The 25,496-nt window shown below is 63.9% G+C and carries 26 protein-coding genes; 11 read left to right on the top strand and 15 right to left on the bottom strand.

Features of this window, described 5'->3' with window-relative positions; translation table 11 throughout:
* Positions 1–21: 21 nt before the first annotated feature.
* The gene (locus tag PV773_RS03400; RefSeq protein ID WP_347964998.1) at positions 22–663 is read right to left on the bottom strand and encodes a hypothetical protein; all 642 of its coding nucleotides are present in this window, start codon (positions 661–663) and stop codon (positions 22–24) included.
* A 24-nt stretch (positions 664–687) separates the two neighbouring features.
* Here PV773_RS03400 and PV773_RS03395 point away from each other — a divergent pair, with 24 nt between their 5' ends.
* The 5 genes from PV773_RS03395 to PV773_RS03375 all read left to right on the top strand — a co-directional run bounded on the left by PV773_RS03395 (position 688) and on the right by PV773_RS03375 (position 3,719).
* Positions 688–1,236, top strand: coding sequence for a hypothetical protein (locus tag PV773_RS03395; protein WP_347964997.1), 549 nt, complete (start codon positions 688–690; stop codon positions 1,234–1,236).
* On the top strand, positions 1,229–1,489 hold the full coding sequence (locus PV773_RS03390) for an acyl carrier protein (protein WP_347964996.1): 261 nt from the start codon (positions 1,229–1,231) through the stop codon (positions 1,487–1,489). The genes PV773_RS03395 and PV773_RS03390 overlap by 8 nt, the downstream gene beginning before the upstream one ends.
* Positions 1,482–2,300 (top strand): hypothetical protein, encoded by an 819-nt coding sequence (locus PV773_RS03385; RefSeq protein WP_347964995.1) that lies wholly within the window; start codon positions 1,482–1,484, stop codon positions 2,298–2,300. The genes PV773_RS03390 and PV773_RS03385 overlap by 8 nt, the downstream gene beginning before the upstream one ends.
* A 171-nt stretch (positions 2,301–2,471) precedes the next feature.
* Positions 2,472–3,116 carry an MT-A70 family methyltransferase gene (locus tag PV773_RS03380; RefSeq protein ID WP_347964994.1) on the top strand — a complete coding sequence of 215 codons (645 nt, stop codon included), beginning with the start codon at positions 2,472–2,474 and terminating at the stop codon, positions 3,114–3,116.
* 3 nt (positions 3,117–3,119) lie between these two features.
* Positions 3,120–3,719 (top strand): BglII/BstYI family type II restriction endonuclease, encoded by a 600-nt coding sequence (locus PV773_RS03375; RefSeq protein WP_347964993.1) that lies wholly within the window; start codon positions 3,120–3,122, stop codon positions 3,717–3,719.
* Between the two features lie 28 nt (positions 3,720–3,747).
* Here the strand turns inward: PV773_RS03375 and ettA are convergent, their stop codons facing one another.
* The 4 genes from ettA to PV773_RS03355 all read right to left on the bottom strand — a co-directional run bounded on the left by ettA (position 3,748) and on the right by PV773_RS03355 (position 8,122).
* Entirely contained in the window at positions 3,748–5,397 is a 1,650-nt protein-coding gene (gene ettA / locus PV773_RS03370; RefSeq protein WP_340038706.1) for an energy-dependent translational throttle protein EttA, read from the bottom strand.
* Between the two features lie 305 nt (positions 5,398–5,702).
* Positions 5,703–6,395 (bottom strand): DUF2461 domain-containing protein, encoded by a 693-nt coding sequence (locus PV773_RS03365; protein ID WP_347964992.1) that lies wholly within the window; start codon positions 6,393–6,395, stop codon positions 5,703–5,705.
* 42 nt (positions 6,396–6,437) lie between these two features.
* A complete protein-coding gene (locus PV773_RS03360; RefSeq protein WP_347964991.1) occupies positions 6,438–7,199 on the bottom strand; it encodes an ABC transporter permease in 762 nt (253 codons plus the stop codon).
* Positions 7,196–8,122: an ABC transporter ATP-binding protein gene (locus PV773_RS03355; protein WP_347964990.1), complete on the bottom strand. Its 927-nt coding sequence runs from the start codon at positions 8,120–8,122 to the stop codon at positions 7,196–7,198. The genes PV773_RS03360 and PV773_RS03355 overlap by 4 nt, the downstream gene beginning before the upstream one ends.
* Positions 8,123–8,322: 200 nt before the next feature.
* On the opposite strand from PV773_RS03355, the gene PV773_RS03350 reads away from it, so the two are divergent.
* The 6 genes from PV773_RS03350 (at position 8,323) to PV773_RS03325 (ending at position 15,007) form a co-directional block, all read left to right on the top strand.
* Positions 8,323–9,255 (top strand): alpha/beta hydrolase, encoded by a 933-nt coding sequence (locus PV773_RS03350; RefSeq protein ID WP_347964989.1) that lies wholly within the window; start codon positions 8,323–8,325, stop codon positions 9,253–9,255.
* Between the two features lie 88 nt (positions 9,256–9,343).
* Positions 9,344–10,519 (top strand): CaiB/BaiF CoA-transferase family protein, encoded by a 1,176-nt coding sequence (locus PV773_RS03345; protein WP_347964988.1) that lies wholly within the window; start codon positions 9,344–9,346, stop codon positions 10,517–10,519.
* Complete coding sequence (locus tag PV773_RS03340) at positions 10,516–12,165, top strand: thiamine pyrophosphate-binding protein (RefSeq protein ID WP_347964987.1); 1,650 nt, start codon at positions 10,516–10,518, stop codon at positions 12,163–12,165. Before PV773_RS03345 ends, PV773_RS03340 begins: the two co-directional genes overlap by 4 nt.
* 102 nt (positions 12,166–12,267) lie before the next feature.
* Positions 12,268–12,984 (top strand): glycosyltransferase family 2 protein, encoded by a 717-nt coding sequence (locus PV773_RS03335; protein WP_347964986.1) that lies wholly within the window; start codon positions 12,268–12,270, stop codon positions 12,982–12,984.
* Positions 12,981–13,310, top strand: coding sequence for a lipid-A-disaccharide synthase N-terminal domain-containing protein (locus tag PV773_RS03330; protein WP_347964985.1), 330 nt, complete (start codon positions 12,981–12,983; stop codon positions 13,308–13,310). Before PV773_RS03335 ends, PV773_RS03330 begins: the two co-directional genes overlap by 4 nt.
* A gap of 8 nt (positions 13,311–13,318) precedes the next feature.
* Positions 13,319–15,007, top strand: a complete 1,689-nt coding sequence (locus PV773_RS03325) for a glycosyltransferase family 39 protein (RefSeq protein WP_347964984.1) — start codon at positions 13,319–13,321, stop codon at positions 15,005–15,007.
* Between the two features lie 156 nt (positions 15,008–15,163).
* Here PV773_RS03325 and PV773_RS03320 read toward each other — a convergent pair whose 3' ends face one another.
* The 10 genes from PV773_RS03320 to PV773_RS03275 all read right to left on the bottom strand — a co-directional run bounded on the left by PV773_RS03320 (position 15,164) and on the right by PV773_RS03275 (position 25,378).
* Entirely contained in the window at positions 15,164–16,135 is a 972-nt protein-coding gene (locus tag PV773_RS03320) for an ABC transporter substrate-binding protein (RefSeq protein WP_347964983.1), read from the bottom strand.
* A 48-nt stretch (positions 16,136–16,183) separates the two neighbouring features.
* Complete coding sequence (locus tag PV773_RS03315; RefSeq protein ID WP_347964982.1) at positions 16,184–17,317, bottom strand: ABC transporter permease; 1,134 nt, start codon at positions 17,315–17,317, stop codon at positions 16,184–16,186.
* On the bottom strand, positions 17,314–18,192 hold the full coding sequence (locus PV773_RS03310) for an ABC transporter permease (RefSeq protein ID WP_347964981.1): 879 nt from the start codon (positions 18,190–18,192) through the stop codon (positions 17,314–17,316). Before PV773_RS03310 ends, PV773_RS03315 begins: the two co-directional genes overlap by 4 nt.
* A 4-nt stretch (positions 18,193–18,196) precedes the next feature.
* A complete protein-coding gene (locus tag PV773_RS03305; protein WP_347965417.1) occupies positions 18,197–18,610 on the bottom strand; it encodes an endonuclease domain-containing protein in 414 nt (137 codons plus the stop codon).
* Positions 18,611–18,767: 157 nt separating this feature from the next.
* Complete coding sequence (locus PV773_RS03300; protein WP_347964980.1) at positions 18,768–19,589, bottom strand: ABC transporter ATP-binding protein; 822 nt, start codon at positions 19,587–19,589, stop codon at positions 18,768–18,770.
* Between the two features lie 176 nt (positions 19,590–19,765).
* Positions 19,766–20,422 (bottom strand): hypothetical protein, encoded by a 657-nt coding sequence (locus PV773_RS03295; RefSeq protein ID WP_347964979.1) that lies wholly within the window; start codon positions 20,420–20,422, stop codon positions 19,766–19,768.
* A gap of 16 nt (positions 20,423–20,438) precedes the next feature.
* Positions 20,439–21,890 carry a dihydropyrimidinase gene (gene hydA / locus PV773_RS03290; protein WP_347964978.1) on the bottom strand — a complete coding sequence of 484 codons (1,452 nt, stop codon included), beginning with the start codon at positions 21,888–21,890 and terminating at the stop codon, positions 20,439–20,441.
* 117 nt (positions 21,891–22,007) lie between these two features.
* Complete coding sequence (locus tag PV773_RS03285) at positions 22,008–22,373, bottom strand: DUF559 domain-containing protein (RefSeq protein ID WP_347964977.1); 366 nt, start codon at positions 22,371–22,373, stop codon at positions 22,008–22,010.
* Between the two features lie 166 nt (positions 22,374–22,539).
* Positions 22,540–23,790, bottom strand: a complete 1,251-nt coding sequence (locus PV773_RS03280; protein WP_347964976.1) for a Zn-dependent hydrolase — start codon at positions 23,788–23,790, stop codon at positions 22,540–22,542.
* Between the two features lie 259 nt (positions 23,791–24,049).
* Complete coding sequence (locus PV773_RS03275; protein ID WP_347964975.1) at positions 24,050–25,378, bottom strand: aspartate aminotransferase family protein; 1,329 nt, start codon at positions 25,376–25,378, stop codon at positions 24,050–24,052.
* Between the last annotated feature and the right edge of the window lie 118 nt (positions 25,379–25,496).

Here is a 25,496-nt window from a genome sequence, read left to right as displayed (position 1 = left end):
CCTGCACAATCCTACTGACGTCTAGCGCATGGCCTGCAATTTCGGAATCGGTTTCGCATGGCCATCATCATCGGCCTTCATGCATTTGAATACCAACTTTCCGCTGAATTCGTGAAAGCTCATGCACGAAATACGCGAACAAGCTTGAGCCACCAAATTGAATCCGCTACGAGGGATGAAATGCATGCCCGGCAGTAGCCAATGCTTAAAATTCATCACGACCCTGAAAGAGCTGATGCATATAGAGCAATGCAGCCGTTTCGTTTCGACGAACAGCTGAGATGCGTCTGTGTTTTCGACAAGGACCTCATCGCGGAGATATTTCGGTCTGATCGTTTCAAGGTCATCGCTTTTGCCGACCATTACCGACAGATAGCGGACCGCACCGCGATAGATTTCGACGCCAGCATTGCCGCACTGCATCACGTGCCGCTGGCCAACGAGGGCGACCATCACCGCCATCTCCGCGGACAGGTCGCGTCGGTCATAGGCGCGGATTCGCGCGGCAAGCTGCGTGCCATCGAAGACTTCATCGCGGCGCTGGCAAGCGAAACCTTCACCGCCGGACGCGAAGTCGATCTGGTGCACGACGTGGCCATGCCGGTCTTCGACAGATTGTTCTCGCTCTGGTTCGGCCTGGCGCAATCCGAACTCGTCGAGCACATGAATGTCTCGCAGGTCTTCGACATGACCATGAGCCTCAACCGGCGCAAGGGCGTGAATGAGCAGGTGGCAGCCATGACACGCGCTTTTGCCGGGCAGCAGGCCCGGCTACCGACGACGCCGGAGATCGCCGTCGCCATGAACATCCTCGGCAACGACGCCCTCATCGGCTCGATCGCGCTGTCATTGTGGCACACACTGTCGCGCAACCCCGGCAAGCGCCTGGATGAAATCGCCTACCCCGACGATCTGCCCTCGACCGGCGTCCCCTTCATCGAGAGGGTAGCCACCGAGGACCTGGAAATCGGCGGCCTCGCCGTGCGCAAGGGGCAGCGCGTCCGGCTGATGATCGACGCGACCGCCTATCACGTCTCCGAAGATGAGGCCGATCTGCTGTTCGGCAAGGGACGCCACCTCTGCCTGGGAAAGCCGGCGACCCTCGCTATCTGGCGCAGCCTGATCAAGGCATTGGCGGCCAACGCACGGCATTTCACCATCGGTGCAATCAGCATGAGGACCGGAGACTACGCCTTCAGCTTCCCCGAACATGCGCGAGTGAGCATCCATGACTGAAGAAATTCGCCGTGCCTGCGTCGAGATGTTCCGCGACATCGCCGGCCTGAACAGCTCGAGCCACGGCACCGGCATTTCGGATGCGCAGATACTGTCCGATCCGATAGATTCCTTCGACGTCGACAGCCTCACCGTCATGGAATACGTCATGGGCCTTGAAGAGCGCTTCGGCGTCCTGCTCGACGAGGAAGCTGTCAACGGCTGCGCCAATGTCGGCGAACTCGCGGCGCTCATCTCGGCCGCGCGTGTTTAGGTTCCGCAGGCGATCCGCCTCCGAGGTCGCGGCCGAGGCGGCCTCCCCCGGCCTTGGGTTGAGGCTGCCGCGCGGCATATCGAAGAATCTCGTCCGTTTCGGCCTGATGAACTCGGCCGAACCGCCGTTGACCCGCTTTGCGCGCACCGAAATCGCAGCCAACGTCAATCTCTACTCGGCCGCGCGCGGCGCCCCCAATCTGGTCGTCGGCTTCACCACCAAGCATGGCTTCATCATGATGGGCGCGTCGCTGTTCCTCCAGGACCTGGACGATGCCGGGCACGATTTCCTGCAGCTTGCCGATCCCCGGCGCGAATTCTTCGACGGCGGCATCGAGGGGTTTGCCTCGTCGCTGCATGATCTCGCATTGCGCGTCGGCGACCTGGCCCTCCGGCGCGGCTACCGGTCGATCACGACCTACGGCACCAGCATGGGCGGATTTCCCGCCATACGAGCCGGCAACCTCATGGCCGCGGACCGGGCGATCAGCGTCGGCGGCAGGTTTACCTGGCATCCCGGATCGATGGCGAAGGGCCTGCGGGTCGGCGCGTTTGATGCGCTGTGCAACTGTCGTTCGCCGCTGCAGACGCCCAGCTATCTCCTCTACAGCACGGGCTGTCGCGAAGACGTCGACCACGCGGCCATGCTCGCCGCGATCGCCCCCGCAAGCCGCAGGATTGGCGTGCCCTGCCGCAAGCACAACTTCCCGATCGCCCTCAAGGACAAGGGAAGGCTAGGCGGCTTTCACGCCGAGATGTTCGATCTCGCCCGCGAGCCCGATCCGGCTCGCATTGCCGCATTGATGGGCTGAGCGGCGGCCACTTGCCTCAGGCACTCGTCGCGCCTCGCCAAGAAGGCTGCAGATGGCAGCAATGTCCACGGGGAAATCGATCGCCTCACAGGACTTCCCAACAAGAATCAGCCATTGTTGACATATGAAGTTTGTTCTGTTTTTGTTCGTACCCAAGTGCGGGGAACTGCTATGAATGCCGAAGCCTTGGAGCCGACAATCGATCTTGTCCGGCGTACTGCCGGGAAGAAGTTTCATACGGTTTTGGCAGACCCGCCCTGGAGATTTATCAACAGAACGGGCAAGGTTGCGCCCGAGCATCGAAGGCTGTCTCGCTATGAGACTATGAGCACTGATGCGATCTGCGCACTCCCTGTTGCCGACCTTACCTATCAGCCAGCTCACCTTTACCTTTGGGTTCCTAACGCCCTACTGCCCGATGGATTGCGAGTGATGACTTCATGGGGATTCGAGTACAAAGCAAATATTGTATGGCATAAAATTCGTAAGGACGGAGGCTCGGACGGACGGGGCGTTGGCTTCTACTTCCGCAATGTGACAGAGCTGTTGTTATTTGGCGTCCGCGGAAAGAATGCTCGAACCGAAGCTCCCGCTCGCAGTCAGGTAAATTATATGTCGTCGCGTAAACGCGAGCATTCTCGCAAGCCAGATGAGCAATATGATCTTATTGAAAGCTGCTCAAAGGGCCCCTACCTGGAAATGTTTGCGCGGGGAACAAGACCCGGATGGACGTACTGGGGCAATCAAGCCGACGAAAGCTACAAGCCTACCTGGAAGACATATGCATATAATTCTACTGTTGAGCCCGCGGAGTAATGATTGAACAAGATTGATCTAATCCCCGGCTGGGATTGCTATGATTGGAGAAATGCAAAAACCATTCTGGAGCACGGCCACACCGCCGAGTGGTTGGAAATACTGCAGGTGCTCAGTGATTTTCGACTACGTCACAGTGACTTGGCTACCCCCGGTGGTAGAAAGAGCCCAATCTCCGGTGCGATCGATTCCGCACTATACGCGATGGGTTGGCGCGAACGAAAATTTGAAACAGCCTTCCTAGTAGACGGCACGAGAAGTGATTCTCCAACCCACAAGGTTGACTGCTTCAAGGGAAAAGTTGCACTCGAAGTTGAATGGAATAATAAAGACCCCTTTTACGACCGAGATCTAAACAACTTTCGACTATTGTACGACCTGCGAGTAGCAGATCTAGGGATTGTAGTCACCCGAGCCACATCCCTGATGGACTTGTTACAGCGAGATGGATTTCAGCTGGGGCGCAATACGGCAGGAACCGGCTCTTCTACGACGCACTTCGACAAGCTCGGACCCCGAATAGTTGGTGGCGGCGCGGGTGGCTGCCCCGTGCTCGTTTTTGCCATGACCCCCGATTTGTACGAGGATGATCGGCCAGCGTAAGAGCCGGCCGATCAGATAAGTTTCCGCATCAGCGCGTCAGGCGCTTGTGGGTCATGCGGTGCGGGGTGGTCGCCTCCGCGCCGAGACGGCGGACCTTGTCCTTCTCGTATTCCTCGAAGTTGCCTTCGAACCACTCGACATGGGCGTCGCCCTCATAGGCGAGCATGTGGGTGGCCATGCGGTCGAGGAACATGCGATCGTGACTGATGATGACGGCGCAGCCGGCATAGGCCTCGAGCGCGTCCTCGAGCGCGCCCAGCGTCTCGGTGTCGAGATCGTTGGTCGGTTCGTCGAGCAAAAGCACGTTGCCGCCGTTCTTCAGCATCTTGGCGAGGTGGACGCGGTTGCGCTGACCACCCGACAGGTTGCCGACCTTCTGCTGCTGGTCGCCGCCGCGGAAGTTGAACGACGAGCAATAGGCGCGGCTGTTCACTTCGTGCTTGCCGAGCTTGATGACCTCGGCGCCGCCGGAGATCTCTTCCCAGACGGTCTTGTTCGGGTCGAGCGCGTCGCGGCTCTGGTCGACATAGCCGAGCTTGACGGTCTCGCCGACATGGATCGAGCCGCTGTCGGGCGTCTCCTGGCCGGTGATCATCCGGAACAGCGTGGTCTTGCCGGCGCCGTTGGGGCCGATGACGCCGACGATGCCGCCGGGCGGCAGCCTGAAGGCCAGGTCCTCGATCAGCAGCTCGTCGCCGTAGCCCTTGTTCAGGCCTTCGACCTCGATGACGCGGTTGCCGAGGCGCTCGATCGACGGAATGACGATCTGCGTGTCGGTCGGCTTGCGGTTCTGCGACTGCTCGACCAGTTCCTCATAGGCCTTGATACGCGCCTTCGACTTGGTCTGGCGTGCCTTGGGCGAGGACGAAATCCACTCGCGCTCGCGCCAGATCGCCTTCTGGCGGGCGTCGTCCTCGCGGCCTTCCTGGATCAGGCGCTTGGCCTTGGCGTCAAGGTACTTGGTGTAGTTGCCCTCGTAGGGGATGCCGCGGCCGCGGTCGAGCTCGAGGATCCAGCCGGTGACGTTGTCGAGGAAGTAGCGGTCGTGGGTGATGATCAGCACCGAGCCCGGATAGTCGCGCAGGTGCTTTTCCAGCCAGCCGGTGGTCTCGGCGTCGAGGTGGTTGGTCGGTTCGTCGAGCAGCAGCAGGTCGGGCTGTTCGAGCAAAAGGCGGCACAGCGCGATGCGGCGGCGCTCGCCACCGGACAGCTGGGTGACCTCGGAATCGCCGGGCGGGCAGCCCAGCGCGTCCATCGCCATCTCGACCTGCTGTTCCAGGTCCCACAGGTTGAGGCGGTCCATCTCGTCCTGCAGACGCGCCCCCTCGTCGGCGGTCTCGTCCGAGTAGTTCATCATCAGCTCGTTGTAGCGCTCGATGATGGCCGTCTTCTTGGCGACGCCTTCCATGACGTTCTCGAACACGGTCTTGTTCGGATCCAGCTTGGGCTCCTGCGCCAGGTAACCGACGGTGGCGCCCTCGGCCAGCCAGGCCTCGCCCGACCATTCCTTGTCGAGGCCGGCCATGATCTTCAGCACGGTCGACTTACCGGCGCCGTTCGGTCCGAGGATGCCGATCTTGGCGTCCGGGTAGAACGACAGGTTGAGGTTATCCAGCACCTTCTTGGTGCCGTAGGACTTGGTCAGTCCCGCCATGTGATAGATGAACTGGCGTGCCACGCGCGCGTATCCTGCTGCTCAGTTGATGGAGAGTTGGCCGCTATGTAGGCGATCCAGCCCGAAACGGCAAATGCTTTCGGGCATCGCCGCCACCACCTGCCAGGTTCGCACTCCGCCGCGCGCCGGCGCGGCGCATGGTGGGGCGCTTGTTTTCCCCACCGGACCATCAGTCGGACTGCCCGTCCAGCGCCTGCAGGATCCGGCGCGCGGCCTTCACCCTTGCCGGGATCGGAAAGTTCCTGTTCGAAAGCGTTTCGGACATGGCTGCAGGCCGAAATCGGCCGCGGCTGATCGTCCCGTCACCGCTAGCCGGCGTGCGTCACGTCCTCGAGCAGCCACTTGCCGATCGGCCAGGTGGCGGCGAAGTGTGCGAGCGCCTGCTCGGCGAAATCGGGCGCCTCGGCGATCGCCGCCGGCAGCTCGATGCCGGCGTAGAGACCTTCGTGCCGGAGAAACCGGGCGCGGGGATGATCGGCATCGAAGCCGCGCGGCACGCTCTTCCTGGTCTCGCCGCCGATCTCGTATTGCCCGTCCACGGCATTGATCGCCGCCATCAGCCGCGCGCCGGCAGCATCCGACACCACCGCCCGGCGAAAATCGTCGAGCAGCTTTCCCTCGAAGCCGTGCATCCCCGAGCCCAGGAAAATCCGTGTCGGCGCGATGCGCAGGTAGAAGCCCGGGCAGTCCCAGCCCTTCCTCCCGCCGTGCCAGAACCAGATGTCGAGGTGGTTCTTGTAGGGCCGCTTGTCCTTCGAGAACCGGACATCGCGATTGATGCGCCCGATCGAACCATTGACCCTCGCCTCGAACTGCACGCCTGGCGATATTTTCCTCAGGCGCGGGCCGATGTCCTCGACGAAGGCCCGGGCCGGCGCCACATAGCCGGCCTCGTAGAGGTCGCGGTTCTGTTCGAACCACGCCTTGGCATTCCTCTCGTCGATGCCGCGCAGGAATTTCAGCGTCTCCGCCGGAAATCCGCCGAACCCGTCGCTGGCCATGGCTTTTCTCCTCCGCCGCCGATTCGAAGGCTGGCGCGACCGTTAGACCTTGATCCGCCAGCCCGTCCGGAAGATCCACCACACCGCGGTCAGGCAGGCGGCAAGGAATACCAGCGTCATGCCGAGGCTGATGCCGACATTGACGTCGGATACGCCGAAGAAACTCCAGCGGAAGCCGCTGACCAGATAGACCACAGGATTGAACAGCGACACCGCGCGCCAGAACGGCGGCAGCATGTCGATGGAATAGAAGCTGCCGCCCAGGAAGGTGAGCGGGGTCACGATCAGCAGCGGCACCAGTTGCAGTTGCTCGAAATTTCCGGCCCAGATGCCGATGATGAAGCCGAACAGGCTGAATGTCACCGCCGTCAGAACCAGGAAGGCCAGCATCCAGACGGGGTGCTGTATTTGGAGCGGCACGAACAGGGATGCCGTCGCCAGGATGATCAGGCCGAGGATGATCGATTTCGATGCCGCCGCCCCGACATAGGAGATGACGATCTCGATATAGGACACCGGCGCCGAGAGCAGTTCGTAGATCGTGCCGACGAACTTCGGGAAATAGATGCCGAAGGAGGCGTTGGAGATGCTCTGCGTCAGCAGCGACAGCATGATCAGCCCCGGCACGATGAAGGCGCCGTAGCTGATGCCGTTGATCTCGCTGATGCGCGAGCCGATGGCCGCGCCGAAGACGACGAAGTAGAGCGAGGTCGAGATGACCGGCGAGACGATGCTCTGCAGCAGCGTGCGCCATGTGCGCGCCATCTCGAACAGGTAGATCGCGCGGATCGCATAAAAATTCATCGCCGTTCCCTCACCAGATTGACGAAGATCTCTTCGAGCGAGCTCTGCTTGGTCTGCAGGTCCTTGAAGCGGATGCCGTTGTCGTTGAGATCCTTGAGCAGCGCCGTGATTCCGGTGCGCTCGCCCTGCGTGTCGTAGGTGTAGACGATCTCGTGGCCGCCCTCGGCCAGTTCCAGCCCGTGGCTGGCGAGTGCCGCCGGCAGGCTGTCGAGCTGGTTCTGCAGCTGCAGCGTCAGCTGCTTGCGGCCCAGCTTGCGCATCAGTTCGGCCTTTTCCTCCACCAGGATGATCTCGCCCTTGGAGATCACCCCCACCCGGTCGGCCATCTGCTCGGCCTCCTCGATGTAGTGGGTGGTGAGGATGATGGTGACGCCGGTCTCGCGCAGCGAGCGAACCACCTCCCACATGTCGCGCCTGAGTTCGACGTCGACGCCCGCGGTAGGCTCGTCGAGGAACAGGATCTGCGGCTCGTGCGACAGCGCCTTGGCGATCATGACGCGCCGCTTCATGCCGCCCGACAGCGTGATGATCTTGTTGTCCTTCTTCTCCCAGAGCGACAGGTCCTTGAGGATCTTCTCGATGTGGGCAGGGTTGGCCGGCTTGCCGAACAGACCGCGGCTGAAGCTGACCGTCGCCCACACCGTCTCGAAGGCGTCGGTGGTCAGTTCCTGCGGCACCAGCCCGATGCGCGAGCGCGCGGCGCGATAGTCGGTGATGATGTCGTGGCCGTCGGCCAGCACCTTGCCTTCGGACGGATTGACGATGCCGCAGATGATGCTGATCAGCGTCGTCTTGCCGGCCCCGTTGGGGCCGAGCAGCGCGAAGATCTCGCCGCGGCGGATGTCCAGGTTGACGTTCTTCAGCGCCGTGAACCCGGACGCATAGGTCTTGGAAAGATTGGAGACGGAAATAATCGGCTGCATGTCGGTCACTTGCGGTTCGGAGGATGCAAGACGCGGACGGCGGGGACGGACCGGCCTGGAAGGTAAGCGAAATATATGGGCTGACTTTGGGCCTGCAAGACCGCCCTTGACGGCTCCTGACATTGTCTTCGTGCAAAGCGCTTCGCATGAGCTTGACGACTGCGGTCTTGTCCCTCAACAGTCCTGCCGGGGAACCAGAAATGCCGTTCGACAGTCGCATCACGCTCGCCTCGCCCACCGGGGCGCAGCTCAACCTTCACATGCGCCGCGCCGAGGCGCCGGCCCGGGCCGTGGTCCAGGTCAATCACGGCCTTGCGGAGCATGCCGCGCGTTATGCCCGCTTCGCCGATTTCCTCGCCGCGCGCGGCTTTCACGTCTACGCCCACGACCACCGCGGCCATGGCGCGACCCGGGCAGCGGATGCCCCCACCGGGCGCTTCGCGGCGAAAGGCGGCGTCGACCTCGTGCTGGCGGATGTGCTCGCCGTGCACGACCACATCGCCGCCGATCATCCCGGCCTGCCGGTCGTGATCTTCGGCCATTCGATGGGCGGGCTGATCGCGCTCAACTTCGTGCTGCGCCATTCCGGCCGCGTCGCTGCCGCCGCCGCCTGGAACGCCAACTTCTCCGCCGGCCTGCTCGGCAGGCTGGCCCAGGCGATCCTCGCCTTCGAGCGCTTCCGGCTCGGCTCCGACGTCCCCTCCCGCATCCTGCCGAAACTCACCTTCGGCGACTGGGCTAAGAAGATCGCGGGCCGCCGCACCGATTTCGACTGGTTGTCGCGTGATCCCGCCGAGGTCGACGCCTACGTCGCCGACCCGCTCTGCGGCTGGGACGCCTCGGTGTCGATGTGGGCAGACGTCTTCGAGCTGATCTTCACGGGTGCCGACGACCGCAACTTCGCCTCCGTGCGCAAGGACCTGCCCTTCAACCTCGTCGGTGGCGCCCACGACCCTGCGACCGATGGCGGCAAGGCCGTCGAGGTGCTTGCCCGGCGCATGCGCCGGATGGGCTTTTCGAATCTCGTTTCAAGGATTTACGCCGAGACCCGCCACGAAAGCCTCAACGAGGTGAACCGCGACGTGGTCATGCAGGACTTTGCCGCCTGGCTGGATGGCGTCTTGCCCACATGAACGGCACGACTGGCCCATTGCAACGTGGTGGCGGGACATAAGGACTCCTGATAGAGCGTGGCCCGACCGAAATGAACTGTGGTGCTTCATGAGCAATCCGCCCCTTAGCGGCGTCCGTGTCATCGAACTTGCCCGCATCCTCGCCGGGCCCTGGGCCGGCCAGCTGCTCGCCGATCTCGGCGCCGACGTCATCAAGGTGGAAAATCCCGACGGCGGCGACGACACGCGCAAATGGGGCCCGCCCTTCGTCACCGGCCACGACGGCGAGAATCTCTCGGCCGCCTACTACCACTCCTGCAACCGCGGCAAGCGCTCGATCGCGCTCGACTTCTCGACGCCCGAGGGTGCCGAGGTGGTGCGCAAGCTGGTCGCCGGCGCCGACGTGCTGATCGAGAACTTCAAGCTCGGCGGGCTGAAGAAATACGGCCTCGACTATGACAGCCTGAAAAGGATCAACCCGAAGCTGGTCTACTGCTCGATCACCGGCTTCGGCCAGTCCGGCCCCTACGCGCCGCGCGCGGGCTACGACTTCATCGTCCAGGGCATGTCGGGCCTGATGTCGATCACCGGCCCCGCCGGCGGCGAGCCGCAGAAGGTCGGCGTCGCCGTCACCGACATCTTCACCGGCCTCTATTCGGTCATCGCCATCCAGGCCGCACTCCGCCACGCCGAGGCCACCGGTGAGGGCCAGCACATCGACATGGCGCTGTTCGACGCCCAGATGTCCGTGCTCGCCAACCAGAACCTCAACTATCTCGTTTCAGGCAACCCGCCGGTGCAGATGGGCAACGCCCACCCCAACATCGCTCCCTACGAGGTGCTGCCGGTCAAGGACGGCCACTTCATCCTCGCTGTCGGCAATGACGGCCAGTTTCAGAAGTTCTGCGCCGTCGTCGGCCTCGAGAACATCGCCACCGACCCGCTGTTCGCCACCAACTCGGCCCGCGTCGCCAACCGCGTCGCGCTGCGCGAGAAGATGGTCGCGGCCCTTGCCGGCTTCGGGCGCGAGGCGCTGCTCGGCTTGCTCGAAAAGGCCGGCGTGCCGGCGAGCCCGATCAACAATATCGGCCAGGCCTTCGCCGACCCGCAGGCGATCGCCCGCGGCATGCGCATGGACCTCGACGACGGCCACGGCAACAAGCTGCCTTCCGTGCGCGCGCCCATGGTCATGTCCGAGACGCCGCTTTCCTACACCCGCCCCTCGCCGCGGCTCGGCGAACACACCGCGGAAATCCTTGCCGAACTGGAGAAGACCGAAAAATGAAGACCGGCGGAACGCTGATCGTCGAGGCCCTCGAAGCCAATGGCGTCGACCGCATGTATTGCGTGCCGGGCGAGTCCTACCTCGCCGTGCTCGACGCGCTGCATGATTCCAGGATCCGCAGCATCGTCTGCCGCCAGGAAGGTGGCGCTGCCATGATGGCCGATTGCCACGGCCGCCTCACCGGCAAGCCGGGCATCTGCTTCGTCACCCGCGGCCCCGGCGCCACCAACGCCTCGGCCGGCGTGCACATCGCCATGCAGGATTCGATCCCGATGATCCTGTTCATCGGCCAGGTCGCGAGCCACGCCAAGGAGCGCGAGGCCTTCCAGGAGGTCAACTACCGGCGCTTCTTCGGCGACATCGCCAAGTGGGTGGTCGAGATCGACGACGCCGCGCGCATTCCGGAGTTGGTCACGCGCGCCTTCTCGGTCGCCACGTCGGGCCGTCCCGGCCCCGTCGTCATCTCGCTGCCCGAGGACATGCTGACCAGCGAGGTCGAAGCGCCCGTCGCCCTGCCCGCCACGCCGGTCGAGACGTACCCGGGCGAACAGGACCTGGCAAAGCTCGAAGCCCTGCTCAACGGCGCCAAAAACCCGTTCGTCATCCTGGGCGGCACGCGCTGGAACGCCGAGGCGGTCGAGCGCATGAAGAAGATCTCGGAGGCCTGGTCGCTGCCGGTCGGCGTCTCCTTCCGCCGCCAGATGCTGTTCGACCACCTGCACGACAACTACGCCGGCGACGTCGGCATCGGCGTCAACCCGAAGATCGCCAAGGCGATCAAGGAAGCCGACGTCGTGCTTTTGGTCGGCGGCCGCTTCGGCGAGATGCCCTCGTCGGACTACACGCTGATCAAGAGCCCCTACCCGGACCAGAAGCTGGTCCACGTCCATGCCGACGCCGACGAGCTTGGCCGCGTCTATCGCCCGACGATTGCCATCAACGCTTCGCCCGCGGCCTTCGTCGAGGCCTTCGCCAAGCGCAAGCCCGCCGCCAGGCCGGCCTGGGCCGAGGCCACCAAGGCGCTGCACTCAGCCTATCTCGAATGGTCGACGCCGCCGCTCACCGGTCCGGGCGCGGTCCAGATGGGCCCGATCATGAACTGGCTGGAAAAGGCCCTGCCCGAGGACGCCATCCTTACCAACGGCGCCGGCAACTACGCCACCTGGGTGCATCGCTTCCACCGCTTCCGCCGTTATGCCACGCAGGGCGCGCCGACCTCGGGCTCGATGGGCTACGGCACGCCGGCGGCGGTCGCAGCCAAAGGCCTGTTCCCCGAGCGCGAGGTCATCGCCTTTGCCGGCGACGGCTGCTTCCTGATGAACGGCCAGGAATTTGCCACCGCCGTGCAATATGGGCTGCCAATCATCGTGATCGTCGTCAACAACGGCATCTACGGCACCATCCGCATGCACCAGGAGCGTGAATATCCCGGCCGTGTCGAGGCGACCGACCTCAAGAACCCGGATTTCGCAGCCCTTGCCAGGGCCTATGGCGGCCATGGCGAGACGGTGCGCGAGACCGACGAGTTCGCCGCCGCCTTCGAACGCGCGCGCTCGAGCGGCAAGCCGTCGATCATCGAGATCAAGCTCGATCCCGAGGCGATCACGCCGATGCGCACGCTGACCGACATCCGGGAGAAGCGCTGATCATTCCCTTGCGGAAAGCGGGAACCGTGGCAAACGCGCGGCTTTGATGCTATTGAGGCCGCGCATTTCCCCGCATTGTTCCGACATTCTCCAGGCAAGCTGATGATATCGATCGTCATTCCGTGCAAGAACGAGGCCGACAACCTGCCGCTCCTGATCGGCGAGGTTCACGCGGCGATGGACGGGCGCGACTACGAGGTCATCGTCGTCGACGACGGCTCGACCGACCGCACGCCCCAGGTGCTCGCCGACCTCGCCGGGTCCGCCGGCCGCCTGCGCCATGTCCGCCACGACCGCTCGGCCGGCCAGAGCGCTGCGGTCCGCTCCGGCGTGTTCGCCGCAAGGGGCGCCATCGTCGTGACCATGGACGGCGACGGCCAGAACGATCCCGCCTATCTGCCCAGGCTCGCCGACGCGCTTGCAGCGGCGGGCCCCAAGGTCGGCATCGCCGCCGGCCAGCGGCTCAAGCGGACCGACACCAGGCTCAAGCAGTTCTCCTCGCGCTTCGCCAACGGCCTGCGCGAGCGCATCCTGCGCGACGGCACGCGCGATTCCGGCTGCGGGCTCAAGGCGCTGCACACCGAGCTGTTCCGCCAGCTGCCCTATTTCGACGGCTGGCACCGCTATCTGCCGGCGCTGGTCATCCGCGAGGGCCGCGCCGTCATCCATGTCGACGTCGTCGACCGCTCGCGCCGTCACGGCAAATCCAACTACGGCATCCTCGATCGCGGCCTGCGCGGCATCCTCGACCTCACCGGGGTCTGGTGGCTGCGCCGCCGCCGCAGGGTCGTGCCAACGGTCACGGAGCTTGGCCAATGACCTTCATTTCCGAACTCGGCACCTGGCTGCACGACGTCTTCGTCGCCCAGTTCAACGGCTGGATCCTGCTCGGCTTCATCGCCCAGGGCATGTTCACCATGCGCTTCGTGGTGCAGTGGCTTGCCTCCGAGCGCGCCAAGCGCTCGGTCGTGCCGGTCGCCTTCTGGTTCTTCTCGCTCGGCGGCGGCGCCCTGCTCCTGATCTACGCCATCCAGCGGCAGGACCCGGTGTTCATCGCCGGCCAGGGGCTCGGCCTGTTCATCTACATCCGCAATTTGTGGCTGATCGCCAATGAGCGCCGCGCCGCCATGGCACAGACGGAGTGACCGGTGGCATGCAGCACGCCGGAATCAATTTCTCCGAGAAGCATCGCAAGGCGCTGACGCCGCTCAACTATCTACTGCTCGCCGTCTTCTGCCTGTTCGCCTTCGCGCCGGGCATCGCCACGTTGCCGCCGACCGACCGCGACGAGTCGCGCTTCGTCCAGGCCACCAGGCAGATGGTCGAGAGCGGCGACTATGTCGACATCCGCTTCCAGGACGAGCCGCGCTACAAGAAGCCGGCCGGCATCTACTGGCTGCAGTCTGCGGCCGTGCTGGTCAGCGGCCAGGGCAGCGATGCGCCGATCTGGGTCTACCGGCTCGTCTCCGTGCTTGCCGGGACGTTCTCGGTGCTGGCGCTCGCCTTCATCGGCGACCGCATGTTCGGCCGCACCGCCGGCCTGATCGCCGGGCTCGGCCTCGCCGGAGCGCTGGTGCTCGGCATCGAGGCGCGCATCGCCAAGACCGATGCGACATTGCTGGCCACGGCCCTCCTCGCCCAAGGGGCGCTCGCCGCCATCTATCTCGGCCATCGCGCCGGCAGGCCTAAGGGCCACGCCAACCGGCTGTTCTGGTTCGCCCAGGGCCTGGCACTGCTCATCAAGGGCCCGGTCGTGCCCTTCCTCAGCGTGCTTACCATAGCAGCTCTCGCCATCTTTGACCGCGACCGCGCCTGGCTGCGCAAATTGCGCCCCTTCACCGGCCTCCTGCTGACCTTGCTCGTCGCCGCCCCCTGGCTGGTCCTCATCACCATCAGGACCGGCGCAGAGTTCTGGCAGGAATCGGTCGGCAAGGACCTGCTCAGCAAGGTCGGTTCCGGCCAGGAATCCCACGGCTTCCCGCCGGGCTACTACTTCCTCACCTATTCGGTGTTCATGTGGCCCTTTGCCCTGGCGGCGCTGGACGGCGGGCTCAAGGCGCTCAACCGTTTCCGCGACGATCCGCGGCTGCTGTTCTGCCTCGCCTGGTACCTGCCCTACTGGATCGCCATCGAGCTCATCCCGACCAAGCTGCCGCACTATGCGCTGCCGGCCTATCCGGCATTGATCCTGCTGATGGCCTGGTCGCTGACCGACCCGGTGGCGTCAGGCATCGTCCAGCCGCGCTGGCAGCTCTGGCTGCGCCGCGTCTGCGCCTTCGGCGTGATCGGCGTCAGCGCCGGCCTGGCGGCGATCGCCACCGGGGTCACGCCCTATTTCCTCGGCCAGTATTCCTGGTGGGGCCAGCTCGCCGGCCTGCTGGTGCTGGTCGCCGCCGCCCTCGGCGCCGGCATGCCCAAGGACCTGTCGCCGCTCCGGCGCACCGGCTTTGCGGCTGCCGCCGCGGCAGCCGCCTTCGGCGTCCTCACCTGGAAGGTGCTGCCGCCGCTCCGGCCCCTTTGGCTCAGCCCGCAGATCGCCGGGCAATTCGAGCAACTGAAGACCTGCCCGACCTCGCGCCTGGTATCCGCCGGCTATGGCGAGCCGAGCCTGGTCTTCCTCGCCGGCACCGATACGCTGCTCACCAGCGGCAAGGGGGCGGCCGAAGCGCTCGCCCAGGATCCTGCCTGCGTCATCGCCGTCGTCTCGGCGGCCGAAACCAAGCGCTTCCTCGACGCCGTGCCGGGCGGCGCTGCCGCGCTCACGGAACTCGGCCGCATCGAAGGCATGAACTATTCCAAGGGCGAGCCCCGCACGCTGACCTTCTACACGCTGGCGAAGTAGCGCGGACGCTTCAGCAGCCCTCTTGGTGAGCCTGTCGAACCACGAGGGCGCCGGGCGCCGCGCTCTGCCTGCTCCAAATCCCGTAGTTCGACAGCCTCACCCAAGAAAGAAAAGGGGCGGACGCCCGCCCCTCTCCTTGCGTGCCTGCGGAGAGCCTTACTTGATCGCCTTGTCGGTGATGGCCGAGGTCCAGGCGCCCGAGGGCTCCTTGGTGACGATCTTCTGGTCGAGCAGCGCCTTGGCGGTGCGCTCGTAGGCCGCCTCGATCAGCTTGCCGTCGGCGTTGTCGATGAGCTTCGCCACCTCGCCCATCATGCGCTTCTGGTGGTTCTCGTCCTGGCCGCCGTTCTCGACCACGATCTCGGCCGCCTCGTCGGGATTGTCGACGGCATACTTCCAGCCCTTCATCGAGGCGCGGACGAACTTCACCATCTTCTCCTCGAAGGCCGGGTCCTTGAGCTTGTCCTCCATCACGTAGAGGCCATCCTCGAGCAGGTCGACGCCCATCGCCGAGTAGTTGAAGACGGTCAGGTCCTCCGCCTTGTAGCCGGCATCGATCAGCTGCCAGTACTCGTTGTAGGTCATCACCGAGATGCAGTCGGCCTGCTTCTGGATCAGCGGCTGCACGTCGAAGCTCTGCTTCAGCACGGTCACGCCGTCCTTGCCGCCCTCGGTCGGGATGCCGAGCTTGTTCATCCAGGCATAGAATGGATATTCGTTGCCGAAGAACCAGACGCCGAGCGTGCGGCCCTTGAAGTCGGCTTCGGTCTTGACCGGGCCGTCCTTCGGGCAGACCAGCTGCATGCCGGCCTTCTTGAACGGCTGGGCGATGTTGACCAGCATCACGCCCTTGTCGCGGGCCGCCAGCGCGCCGCCCATCCAGTCGACGATGACGTCGGCCCCGCCGCCGGCGATCACCTGCTCCGGCGCTATGTCGGGACCGCCCGGCTTGATGTCGACGTCGAGGCCTTCCTCCTCGTAGAAGCCCTTGTCCTTGGCGACGTAGTAGCCGCCGAACTGCGCCTGCGTCACCCATTTGAGCTGCAGCGTCACCTTCTCCGCTGCCATCGCCTGCACCGCGGCCAGCGACATCGCCCCCGCCATCAGTGAAACCACAAGTCTTTTCATCTTCTTTTCCCTCTGAAGTTGGACCGCGGCCCCGCCCCGGAGCTTAGGTCACGCCCGTCCACCACGGACGGACGGATGCCAGAATGTGGTTGCCCTCTCCGCGAGGGCGACCACGCCATAGAAGAGTGAGCCGGCCAGAGCCGCAACCGCGATCTCCGCCCAGACCATGTCGACATTCATGCGCCCGATCTCGGTCGAAATGCGGAAGCCCATGCCGACGACCGGCGTGCCGAAGAATTCGGCCACGATGGCGCCGATCAGCGCCAGCGTCGAGTTGATCTTCAGCGCGTTGAAGATGAACGGGGCCGCGGCCGGCAGCCTGAGCTTGAACAGCGTCTGCCAATAGTTGGACGCATAGGTGCGCATCAGGTCGCGCTCCATGTGGCCGGAGGCGGCGAGACCTGCGACGGTGTTCACCAGCATCGGGAAGAAGGTCATGATGATCACCACGGCCGCCTTCGACTGCCAGTCGAAGCCGAACCACATCACCATGATCGGCGCCACGCCGATGATCGGCAGCGCCGACACCATGTTGCCGATGGGCAGGAGCCCCCTGCGCAGGAACGCCACGCGGTCGGCGAGGATCGCGACGACGAACCCTGCCCCGCAGCCGACGACATAGCCGAACAGCACGGCCTTGAAGATCGTCTGCTGCACATCGGCCGCGAGGATCGGCAGCGAGGTTGCGATGCGGGCCGCGACCGAACTCGGCGGCGGCAACAGGATGAACGGAATGCCCGCGCCGCGCGTCACCGCCTCCCACAGGATCAGGATCCAGGCGCCGAAGATCGCCGGGATCAGCAGGCGCAGGAATGTCCTCGCCTGTTTCGAGCGCGATCGCAACGCCGACAATTCGGCGACGCAGCGCCAGGCGAGCAGCCAGGCGGCCGCCAGAAGCAGGAAATAGGGCATGCGCGCCATGCCTTCGTTGCCGGCAATGCCCGCAATCAGCAGCCAGGCAGCGCCATGGGCACCGATGAAAAGCACGACGGCGCTGGCGACGCCCGAAAACATGGCAAAGGAGGCGACGGCACTCAACGCGATGAGCCCGATGACGAGCGACGTCGTGCCGTTCGACATCGGCACCGCGGCCTCGGCCGCCAGCATGGGCATCGTGGTCATGGCCACGGCACACAGCACCAGGGCCAGCCCGACCTGCCAGGACAGTCTGGAAAAACTCATGCCGGCCTCCCGCCCATGGAACGTTCGACCAATTTGCCGACCAGCCCGACAAGCACCACCAGCATCGCCGCCACGATCGAGCCGGCAACGAGTGCCGCCCAGATGTCGATGGTCTGACTGTAATAGGCCCCCGCGAGCAGCTTCGCGCCGATGCCGGCAACCGCACCGGTCGGCAGTTCGCCGACGATGGCGCCGACGAGGCTCGCCGCCACCGCCACCTTCATCGAGGCGAACAGGAACGGCACCGATGCGGGCACGCGCAGCTTCCAGAAGGTCTGCGAGGCACTCGCATTGTAGGTGTGCATCAGGTCGAGATGCATGATCTCGGGCGAGCGCAGGCCCTTCACCATGCCGACGGCGACGGGGAAGAACGACAGGTAGGTCGAGATCAGCGCCTTGGGGATCAGCCCGGTGATACCAATTGCCGCCAGCACCACGATGATCATCGGCGCAACCGCCAGGATAGGAATGGTCTGCGAGGCGATGATCCACGGCATCAGGCTGCGGTCGAGCGCAAGCACATGCACGATGCCGACCGCGATCAGGATGCCGAGCGCGGTGCCGAAGGCAAAGCCCAGCAGCGTCGACGACAGCGTCACCCACGCGTGGTAAACGAGGCTGCGGTTGCTGGTGACCTTCCTGAGGAAGGTGTTCTCGAAGAAATTCTGGGCCACCTGGTGCGGCGCCGGCATCGTCGGCTTCGGCTGCGACAACGTCTTGCCGATGAACTCCACGGTCCCCGGCGTCTCGCCCGAGCGCCGGTCGAGGTCGCGCTGGAACGGCGCGTTCATGAACACGGCCGCGACATACCAGACGGCCACGAGCGCCGCGAGGATGGTCAGAACCGGGATGATCTTGTCTCTGACACGGTCCATGGCGCTACCCTCGTCCCCCCACCTCTTGTGGAGAGGGATCGAGAGTGGGGGTGTCACGCATCAGCCCAAGCTCCCGCAGTATCTCCTCGATGCAGCCGTTGAACGACGCCTCAAGTTCACCAGTGTTGAAACGAAGTACCTTGTAGCCCTGAGTAGCCGGCCAGTCGTCGCGCACCCTATCTCGCGACAGCCCCGAGGGAGTGAAATGATGCTCGCCGTCAACTTCGATGACGAGACCACTCTCGTGGATCACGAAGTCAACGACATAGGGACCGATCGGCGCCTGCCGGCGCACATGGACACCATACCAGCGCCTGAACTCCCGAAGCTCCGACCAGAGCTTGCGTTCGCCATCGGTCATGCCCCTGCGCAGCCGGCGCGCGCGCGAGATCGTTGATTGTCCAATTCCCGAAGGCATCAAGAATACCCCCACCCCTAGCCCCTCCCCACAAGAGGGAGGGGACCAAATGCGCGCCCGCCTGCGCCCTTCATCGGATGCATGCGCGCCAGAATCCCCCTCCCCCTTGTGGGGAGGGGTTAGGGGTGGGGGTAACGCCTCGCCGCGAGTCCGCGCCTCAATCGTCATAGCTATGCCCTGCCCTCAGGCCGTCGCGGACACGCGCCGCGATCGCCAGGAACTCGGGCGTCTCGCGGATGTCGAGCGGCCGCTCGCGCGGCAGCGTCGATTCGATCACGTCGGTGACACGACCGGGGCGCGGCGACATCACCACGATGCGGGTCGAAAGATACACTGCCTCCGGGATCGAGTGGGTGACGAAGCAGATGGTCTTGTTGGTGTGCCGCCAAAGTTCCAGCAGTTGTTCGTTGAGATGGTCCCGGACGATCTCGTCGAGCGCACCGAACGGCTCGTCCATCAACAGCAGGTCTGCATCAAAGGCGAGCGCACGCGCGATCGAGGCGCGCTGCTGCATGCCGCCGGACAGCTGCCAGGGATACTTCTTCTCGAAGCCGGAGAGGTTGACGAGATCGAGCGTGCGCTTGATGCGCTCCTGCTGCTCGGCCCTGGGCAGGCCGATGATCTCGAGCGGCAGCGCCACGTTGCGTTCGATCGTCCGCCAGGGCAACAGCGCCGCCGCCTGGAACACGTAGCCATAGGCCCGCGCCTCGCGCGCCTGTTCGGGCGACATGCCGTTGATCGAGATCGTGCCCTCGGTCGGCTTCTCGAGGTCGGCGATCACGCGCAGGAAGGTCGTCTTGCCGCAGCCCGAAGGGCCGATGAAGGAAACGAACTCGCCCTTGTTGATGGTCAGGTCGACATTGGAAAGCGCCCGCACCGGGCCGTCATTGGTCTGGAAGGTCAGCCCCAGTTGTCTGGCTTCGACAACCGCGTTCCGTTCGACGCTGGTCGCCGTGGCTTGATTGACTGTCATGAGCATTGCCCGACTTTACCCCACATAGTGCCATCCTCTCCGAAGATGAGGGAAGCGTCCACTTGATCCAGCTTGGCGGAAGAAAACAGCGCTGATCGTTCCGCTGTTTTGCACCAAGCCTTGAAACTACGCGCTCCGTTCGCCCAGGGCGGATCAAACGCCTGAAAGAAAAATCCCTCAGTCTAATCTTCTTCTTCGTCTCTCAGAGGCAGCCAACTGTTGGCGTATTCAATTTCGTACCCCCATTTTTTGTAGTAAGAAACAAGCTCTCGCGCTCTTGATCTTCCTCGACGCAACTCATCTTGCTGCGCTCGAACATCCTTACCCTGAAGAATTTCAGTTCCTTGCCTAAGTTGCATTTCAAGGTAACGAGCCCGATTGAGGCGATCTAAGATAGCATCGACTCCAATATCGTATTGGGCCTCCCGATACTTGTTGCGTCCGACACGCTCGAACTGATGTGTTCGGATGCGAAAGCTGGACTCCGTCGTTTCAGTAAAGTGTATCTTGCCGTGGACAAGAATATTTCGCGCCGACCAAACTTCCTCAAGCCCGCAAACCAAGCTGTTTATGCAGACAAAATCGTCAGCATCGCCACAACTCCTGAGCTTTGGGATCGCGATATAAGCCAAAGCGATTAGATCGATCTTCTCCGCCATGCGGGCAGGAAATGATCGAATGGATGACAACAGTTCCGATCCTTTCATTTCCTTGACTAAAGCAAACAGGAATTGATCGACGACATACTCAAGGCCCGCCATCCTATTGATGTAGTAGCCGATCACTCGGTACACATCGCCATCGGGAACCAGCCCTGCAAGCCGCTTGCTTATCTCCACGCCGCTCCCCGACGCCTCACACGCCCGTCGCCGGGATGCCGGTGCGTTCGACCTTGCGCGGTGCGGTGATTTCCTTCCACTGCGACAGCGCCCGGTTGACCGCGGCATGCGGCTCGCGGGCGACGAACTCGCCATGGCCGGGATGCGCCTTGACCTCGTGCTCCTGGATCGCCAGCTCGCCGCGGGTGAACACGAAGCGCGGCAGACCGGTCACCTCGATGCCCTCGAAGACGTTGTAGTCGATCACCGACTGCTGGCTCTTGGCCGCGATCGTCTTCTTGCGCTTGGGATCCCAGACGATGATGTCGGCGTCGGCCCCTTCGACGATGGCGCCCTTCTTGGGGTACATGTTGAGGATCTTGGCGATGTTGGTCGAGGTCACCGCCACGAACTCGTTCATCGTCAGCCGGCCGGTGTTGACGCCCTTGGTCCACAGGACCGGCATGCGGTCCTCGAGACCGCCGGTGCCGTTGGGGATTTTGGTGAAATCGCCGACGCCGGTACGCTTCTGCGCCGTCGTGAACGAGCAATGGTCGGTCGCCACCACCTGCAGCGAGCCCGCCTGCAGGCCGGCCCACAGCGAGTCCTGGTGCAGCTTGTTGCGGAACGGCGGGCTCATCACCCGGCGCGCCGCATGGTCCCAGTCCTTGTTGAAATATTCGGTCTCGTCGAGCACTAGGTGCTGGATCAGCGGCTCGCCAAAGACGCGCATGCCCTTCTGCCGGGCCCGGCGGATCGCTTCATGCGCCTGCTCGCAGGAGGTGTGCACCACGTAGAGCGGCGAACCCACCATGTCGGCGATCATGATGGCACGGTTGGTCGCCTCGCCCTCCACCTCCGGCGGGCGCGAATAAGCATGCGCCTCGGGGCCGTTGTTGCCCTCGGCCATCAGCTTCGCCTGCAGTTGCGCGACCACGTCGCCGTTCTCGGCATGCACCAGCGGCAGCGCGCCGAGTTCGGCGCAGCGCTTGAACGACGCGTACATCTCGTCGTCGTCCACCATCAGCGCGCCCTTGTAGGCCATGAAGTGCTTGAACGAGGTGATGCCCTTGTCGACGACCTCAGCCATCTCGTTGAACACCTGCTCGCCCCACCATGTGATCGCCATGTGGAAAGAGAAGTCGGAACACGCCTTCGAGGTCTTGTTGTCCCACATCTGCAGCGCTTCGAGCAGCGATTGCCCGGGCGCCGGCAGGCAGAAATCCACCACCATCGTCGTGCCGCCTGAGAGTGCCGCACGCGTGCCGCTCTCGAAGTCGTCGGCCGAATAGGTGCCCATGAACGGCATTTCGAGATGCGTATGCGGATCGATGCCGCCGGGCATGATGTAGCAGCCGGTGGCGTCGAACTCGTGGTCGGCATGCAAATTCTCGCCGATGGCGACGATCTTGCCGTGCTGGATCAGCACGTCGGCCTTCCACGTCCGGTCGGCCGTGACGATGGTGCCGTTTCTGATGACTTTTGTCATTTCGTCAGTTCCCCTATTGCTGCCGCGCTTCTTTGCGAGCGCCTTGGCATTGGTTCGGATCTACCTAGGACCGCCGCACACTGCTCCAGAAGGGCCAGGGGCCGGCGTTCCGAAAACTCACATCACATTCACCTCGCGCAGGATCTCCTCGACGCAACCGTCGAATGAATCCGCCAGTTCTCCGGTAGAATACCGCAATACGCGATATCCCTGCTCTAGAAGCCAAGCATCCCGAATGCGGTCTCTTGCGAGTCCCTCCGGTTCAAAATGGTGTTGGCCATCGACTTCGATCACGATGCCTTTGTCGTGAACAACGAAGTCAACCACATAGGGTCCAATCGGCGCCTGCCTGCGGACATGCAGTCCATAAAGACGGCGAAACTCTTTCAGTTCGGACCACAACTTGCACTCGCCTTCCGTCATGTTCCGGCGCAACGATCTAGCGCGCTTTATCGCTGCCGGATCGATTGCGGTTGGAGCCATGACAGAGACCCCCACCCTCAATCCCTCCCCACAAGGGGGAGGGAGGCCTGGCGTCGCGCCATCAGCGCCCGACCTGCGGCATCGAACCGATCATGCGGCGCCGACGATGGTTGTCCCCCTCCCCCTTGTGGGGAGGGGTTGGGGGTGGGGGTATGAACCCAAAAACTCACTCGACGATCTCCGCGGTCTCCACCACGGCGTGGAACAGCACGTCGCAGCCGGCGGCGGCCCATTCCGGATAGATCTCCTCGGCCTCGTTGTGGCTGAGCCCGTCGACGCACGGACAAAAGACCATCGCCGTCGGCGCCACGCGGTTGATCCAGCAGGCATCGTGGCCGGCGCCGGAGACGATGTTGCGGTGGCTGTAGCCCAGGCGGTCGGCCGCATCGCGCACCGCCTTGACGCAGTTCTCGTCAAAGGCCACCGGGTCGAAATGCCCGACCTGCTCGACCTCGAAGGAGATGTCCAGCGCCTCGCAGATGGTGGCGATCCCCTCGCGGATGCGCGCGTCCATCGTGTCCAGCACCTCCTTGTCGGGGGAGCGGATGTCGATGGTGAAGACGGTGCGCCCGGCGATGATGTTGCGCGAGTTGGGATAGACCTCCATGTGGCCCACGGCGCCCACGGCGTCGGGCTGGTAGTCCATCGCCACCTCGTGCACCAGTTCCGTCACGCGCGCCATGCCGAGGCCTGCGTTGCGGCGCTTGGGCATCGGCGTCGAGCCGGTGTGGCTCTCGCGGCCGGTCAGCGTCACCTGCAGCCACTTCAAGCCCTGGCCATGGGTGACCACGCCGATGTCGATGTCCTCGTCCTCCAGGATCGGTCCCTGCTCGATGTGCAGTTCGAAGAAGGCCTTCATCTTGCGGGCGCCGACCTTCTCGGTGCCCTTCCAGCCGATGCGCCCCAGTTCGTCGCCGAACAGCTTGCCGTGCGCATCTTTGCGTTCATAGGCCCAGTCCTGGTCGAGCACGCCCGCGAACACGCCCGACGCCAGCATGGCCGGGGCAAAGCGCGTGCCCTCCTCGTTCGTCCAGTTGGTCACGACGATCGGGTGCTTGGTCTTGATGCCGAGGTCGTTCAGGCTGCGGATCACCTCGAGGCCGCCGAGCACGCCGAGCACGCCGTCGAACTTGCCGCCCGTCGGCTGGGTGTCGAGATGGCTGCCGACATAGACCGGCAGAGCCTCGGGGTCGGTCCCCTCGCGGCGGGCGAACATGGTGCCCATCTCGTCGATGCCCATGTCGAGCCCGGCGGCGTCGCACCATTTCTTGAAGAGATGACGGCCCTCGCCGTCCTCGTCGGTCAGCGTCTGGCGATTGTTGCCGCCGGCGATGCCGGGGCCGATCTTCGCCATCTCCATCAGCGAATCCCACAAACGCTCTGAATTGATTCGCAGATTTTCGCCGGGGGCGGCCATCGCAAACGTCCTCTCATTTTCTTGTTCTGCCCGGAAACCCCAGCGGTTCCCGGCGCCGGATCTCCTTCGGTCGGCTTTCGCCCGGAGCCCCATGCCTTCGGAACGGGGCCCCTGTCTTCGTCGGAGCGATACCCGCAGAGCACGGACGCACTGCGGGTTCAAGCTCCAGAGCGACGTGCGTCCACTTTGACGCCGACAGACGCTCTGACGTCTTCAATCGCATCGCCGAAGACCGAACCCGATCTTCGGATCGGATGCGTCAGTCGATCATCCTCAGCACCTCGCGGACGTGATCGATCAGTTCGTTGATCTGGCCCTTCGTGATGATCAGCGGCGGCGACAGCGCGATGATGTCGCCCGTCGTGCGGATCAGCGCACCACGCTCGAATGCCTTCACGAAGGCCGAGAACGCACGCTTGGTCGGCGCGCCGGCAATCGGCTGCAGCTCGATCGCGCCGATCAGGCCGATGTTGCGGATGTCGATGACATGCGGCTCGCCCTTGAGCGAGTGCAGCGCCTCTTCCCAGTAGGCGCCGATCTCGGCGCCGCGCGTGAGCAGCCCCTCGTCCTTGTAGGTGTCGAGCGTGGCGAGTGCCGCGGCCGAGGCGATCGGGTTGCCCGAATAGGTGTAGCCGTGGAAGAACTCGATCATGTGCTCGGGGCCGGTCATGAAGGCGTCGTGGATCTCCTTCTTCACGAACACCGCGCCCATCGGGATGACGCCGTTGGAGACGCCTTTTGCAGTGGTGATGATGTCGGGTGTAACGCCGAAATAGTCGGCCGCGAACGGCGTGCCGAGACGGCCGAAGCCGGTGATGACTTCGTCGAAGATCAAAAGGATGCCGTGCTTGGTGCAGATGTCGCGCAGCCTCTGCAGGTAGCCCTTCGGCGGGATCAGCACGCCGGTGGAGCCGGCGACCGGCTCGACGATCACGGCGGCGATGGTCGAGGCGTCATGCAGGGTGACGATGCGCTCGAGCTCGTCGGCCAGTTCCGCGCCATGTTCCGGCTCGCCCTTGGTGAAGGCGTTCTTGCCCGGCAGGTGGGTATGCGGCAGATGATCGACGCCAGTCAGCAGCGTGCCGAACATCTTGCGGTTGGTGACGATGCCGCCCACCGAGATGCCGCCGAAATTGACGCCGTGATAGCCGCGCTCGCGGCCGATGAGGCGGGTGCGCGCGCCCTCGCCCTTCACGCGGTGGTAGGCGAGCGCCATCTTCAGCGCGGTGTCGACCGATTCCGAACCGGAATTGGTGAAGAACACATGGTCCATGCCCTTGGGCGCGATGTCGACCAGGCGGTTCGCCAGTTCGAAGACGATCGGATGCCCCATCTGGAAGGCCGGCGCGTAGTCGAGCTCGGCCGCCTGGCGCTGGATCGCTTCGGTGATCTTGGGCCGGCAGTGGCCGGCATTGACGCACCAGAGACCTGCGGTGCCGTCGAGGATCTTGCGGCCGTCGCTGGCCGTGTAGTGCATGTCCTTGGCCGCAACCATCATGCGCGGCGCCTGCTTGAACTGCCGGTTCGAGGTGAACGGCATCCAGAATGCGCTGAGATCGTTGGGCGTAACTTTTAGCCTGTCCGACATGACCAAGCTTTCCTTTCTTCCCCTGTTTCGGTACGGCCAACGCTTGGTCTTCGGTGCGTTTTCGTGCTACGCAATTTTTTGACCGATTGGACAAACGTTAGCACCGCCGCATTGGCGG

Source organism: Mesorhizobium sp. CC13 (genome assembly GCF_039907765.1).
Lineage (GTDB): Bacteria > Pseudomonadota > Alphaproteobacteria > Rhizobiales > Rhizobiaceae > Aminobacter.
Note: the sequence above shows the minus strand (reverse complement) of the source record. Positions and strands in the feature narration are given on the sequence as shown.

Bases quoted from the DNA above. Each gene is read 5' to 3' on its own strand.
- PV773_RS03395 (WP_347964997.1), top strand. From the start codon at position 688: ATGACCATGAGCCTCAACCGGCGCAAGGGCGTGAATGAGCAGGTGGCA.
- PV773_RS03390 (WP_347964996.1), top strand. From the start codon at position 1,229: ATGACTGAAGAAATTCGCCGTGCCTGCGTCGAGATGTTCCGCGACATC.
- PV773_RS03380 (WP_347964994.1), top strand. From the start codon at position 2,472: ATGAATGCCGAAGCCTTGGAGCCGACAATCGATCTTGTCCGGCGTACT.
- PV773_RS03365 (WP_347964992.1), bottom strand. From the start codon at position 6,395: ATGGCCAGCGACGGGTTCGGCGGATTTCCGGCGGAGACGCTGAAATTC.
- PV773_RS03360 (WP_347964991.1), bottom strand. From the start codon at position 7,199: ATGAATTTTTATGCGATCCGCGCGATCTACCTGTTCGAGATGGCGCGC.
- PV773_RS03355 (WP_347964990.1), bottom strand. From the start codon at position 8,122: ATGCAGCCGATTATTTCCGTCTCCAATCTTTCCAAGACCTATGCGTCC.
- PV773_RS03350 (WP_347964989.1), top strand. From the start codon at position 8,323: ATGCCGTTCGACAGTCGCATCACGCTCGCCTCGCCCACCGGGGCGCAG.
- PV773_RS03345 (WP_347964988.1), top strand. From the start codon at position 9,344: ATGAGCAATCCGCCCCTTAGCGGCGTCCGTGTCATCGAACTTGCCCGC.
- PV773_RS03340 (WP_347964987.1), top strand. From the start codon at position 10,516: ATGAAGACCGGCGGAACGCTGATCGTCGAGGCCCTCGAAGCCAATGGC.
- PV773_RS03335 (WP_347964986.1), top strand. From the start codon at position 12,268: ATGATATCGATCGTCATTCCGTGCAAGAACGAGGCCGACAACCTGCCG.
- PV773_RS03330 (WP_347964985.1), top strand. From the start codon at position 12,981: ATGACCTTCATTTCCGAACTCGGCACCTGGCTGCACGACGTCTTCGTC.
- PV773_RS03325 (WP_347964984.1), top strand. From the start codon at position 13,319: ATGCAGCACGCCGGAATCAATTTCTCCGAGAAGCATCGCAAGGCGCTG.
- PV773_RS03320 (WP_347964983.1), bottom strand. From the start codon at position 16,135: ATGAAAAGACTTGTGGTTTCACTGATGGCGGGGGCGATGTCGCTGGCC.
- PV773_RS03315 (WP_347964982.1), bottom strand. From the start codon at position 17,317: ATGAGTTTTTCCAGACTGTCCTGGCAGGTCGGGCTGGCCCTGGTGCTG.
- PV773_RS03310 (WP_347964981.1), bottom strand. From the start codon at position 18,192: ATGGACCGTGTCAGAGACAAGATCATCCCGGTTCTGACCATCCTCGCG.
- PV773_RS03305 (WP_347965417.1), bottom strand. From the start codon at position 18,610: ATGCCTTCGGGAATTGGACAATCAACGATCTCGCGCGCGCGCCGGCTG.
- PV773_RS03300 (WP_347964980.1), bottom strand. From the start codon at position 19,589: ATGCTCATGACAGTCAATCAAGCCACGGCGACCAGCGTCGAACGGAAC.
- hydA (WP_347964978.1), bottom strand. From the start codon at position 21,890: ATGACAAAAGTCATCAGAAACGGCACCATCGTCACGGCCGACCGGACG.
- PV773_RS03285 (WP_347964977.1), bottom strand. From the start codon at position 22,373: ATGGCTCCAACCGCAATCGATCCGGCAGCGATAAAGCGCGCTAGATCG.
- PV773_RS03280 (WP_347964976.1), bottom strand. From the start codon at position 23,790: ATGGCCGCCCCCGGCGAAAATCTGCGAATCAATTCAGAGCGTTTGTGG.
- PV773_RS03275 (WP_347964975.1), bottom strand. From the start codon at position 25,378: ATGTCGGACAGGCTAAAAGTTACGCCCAACGATCTCAGCGCATTCTGG.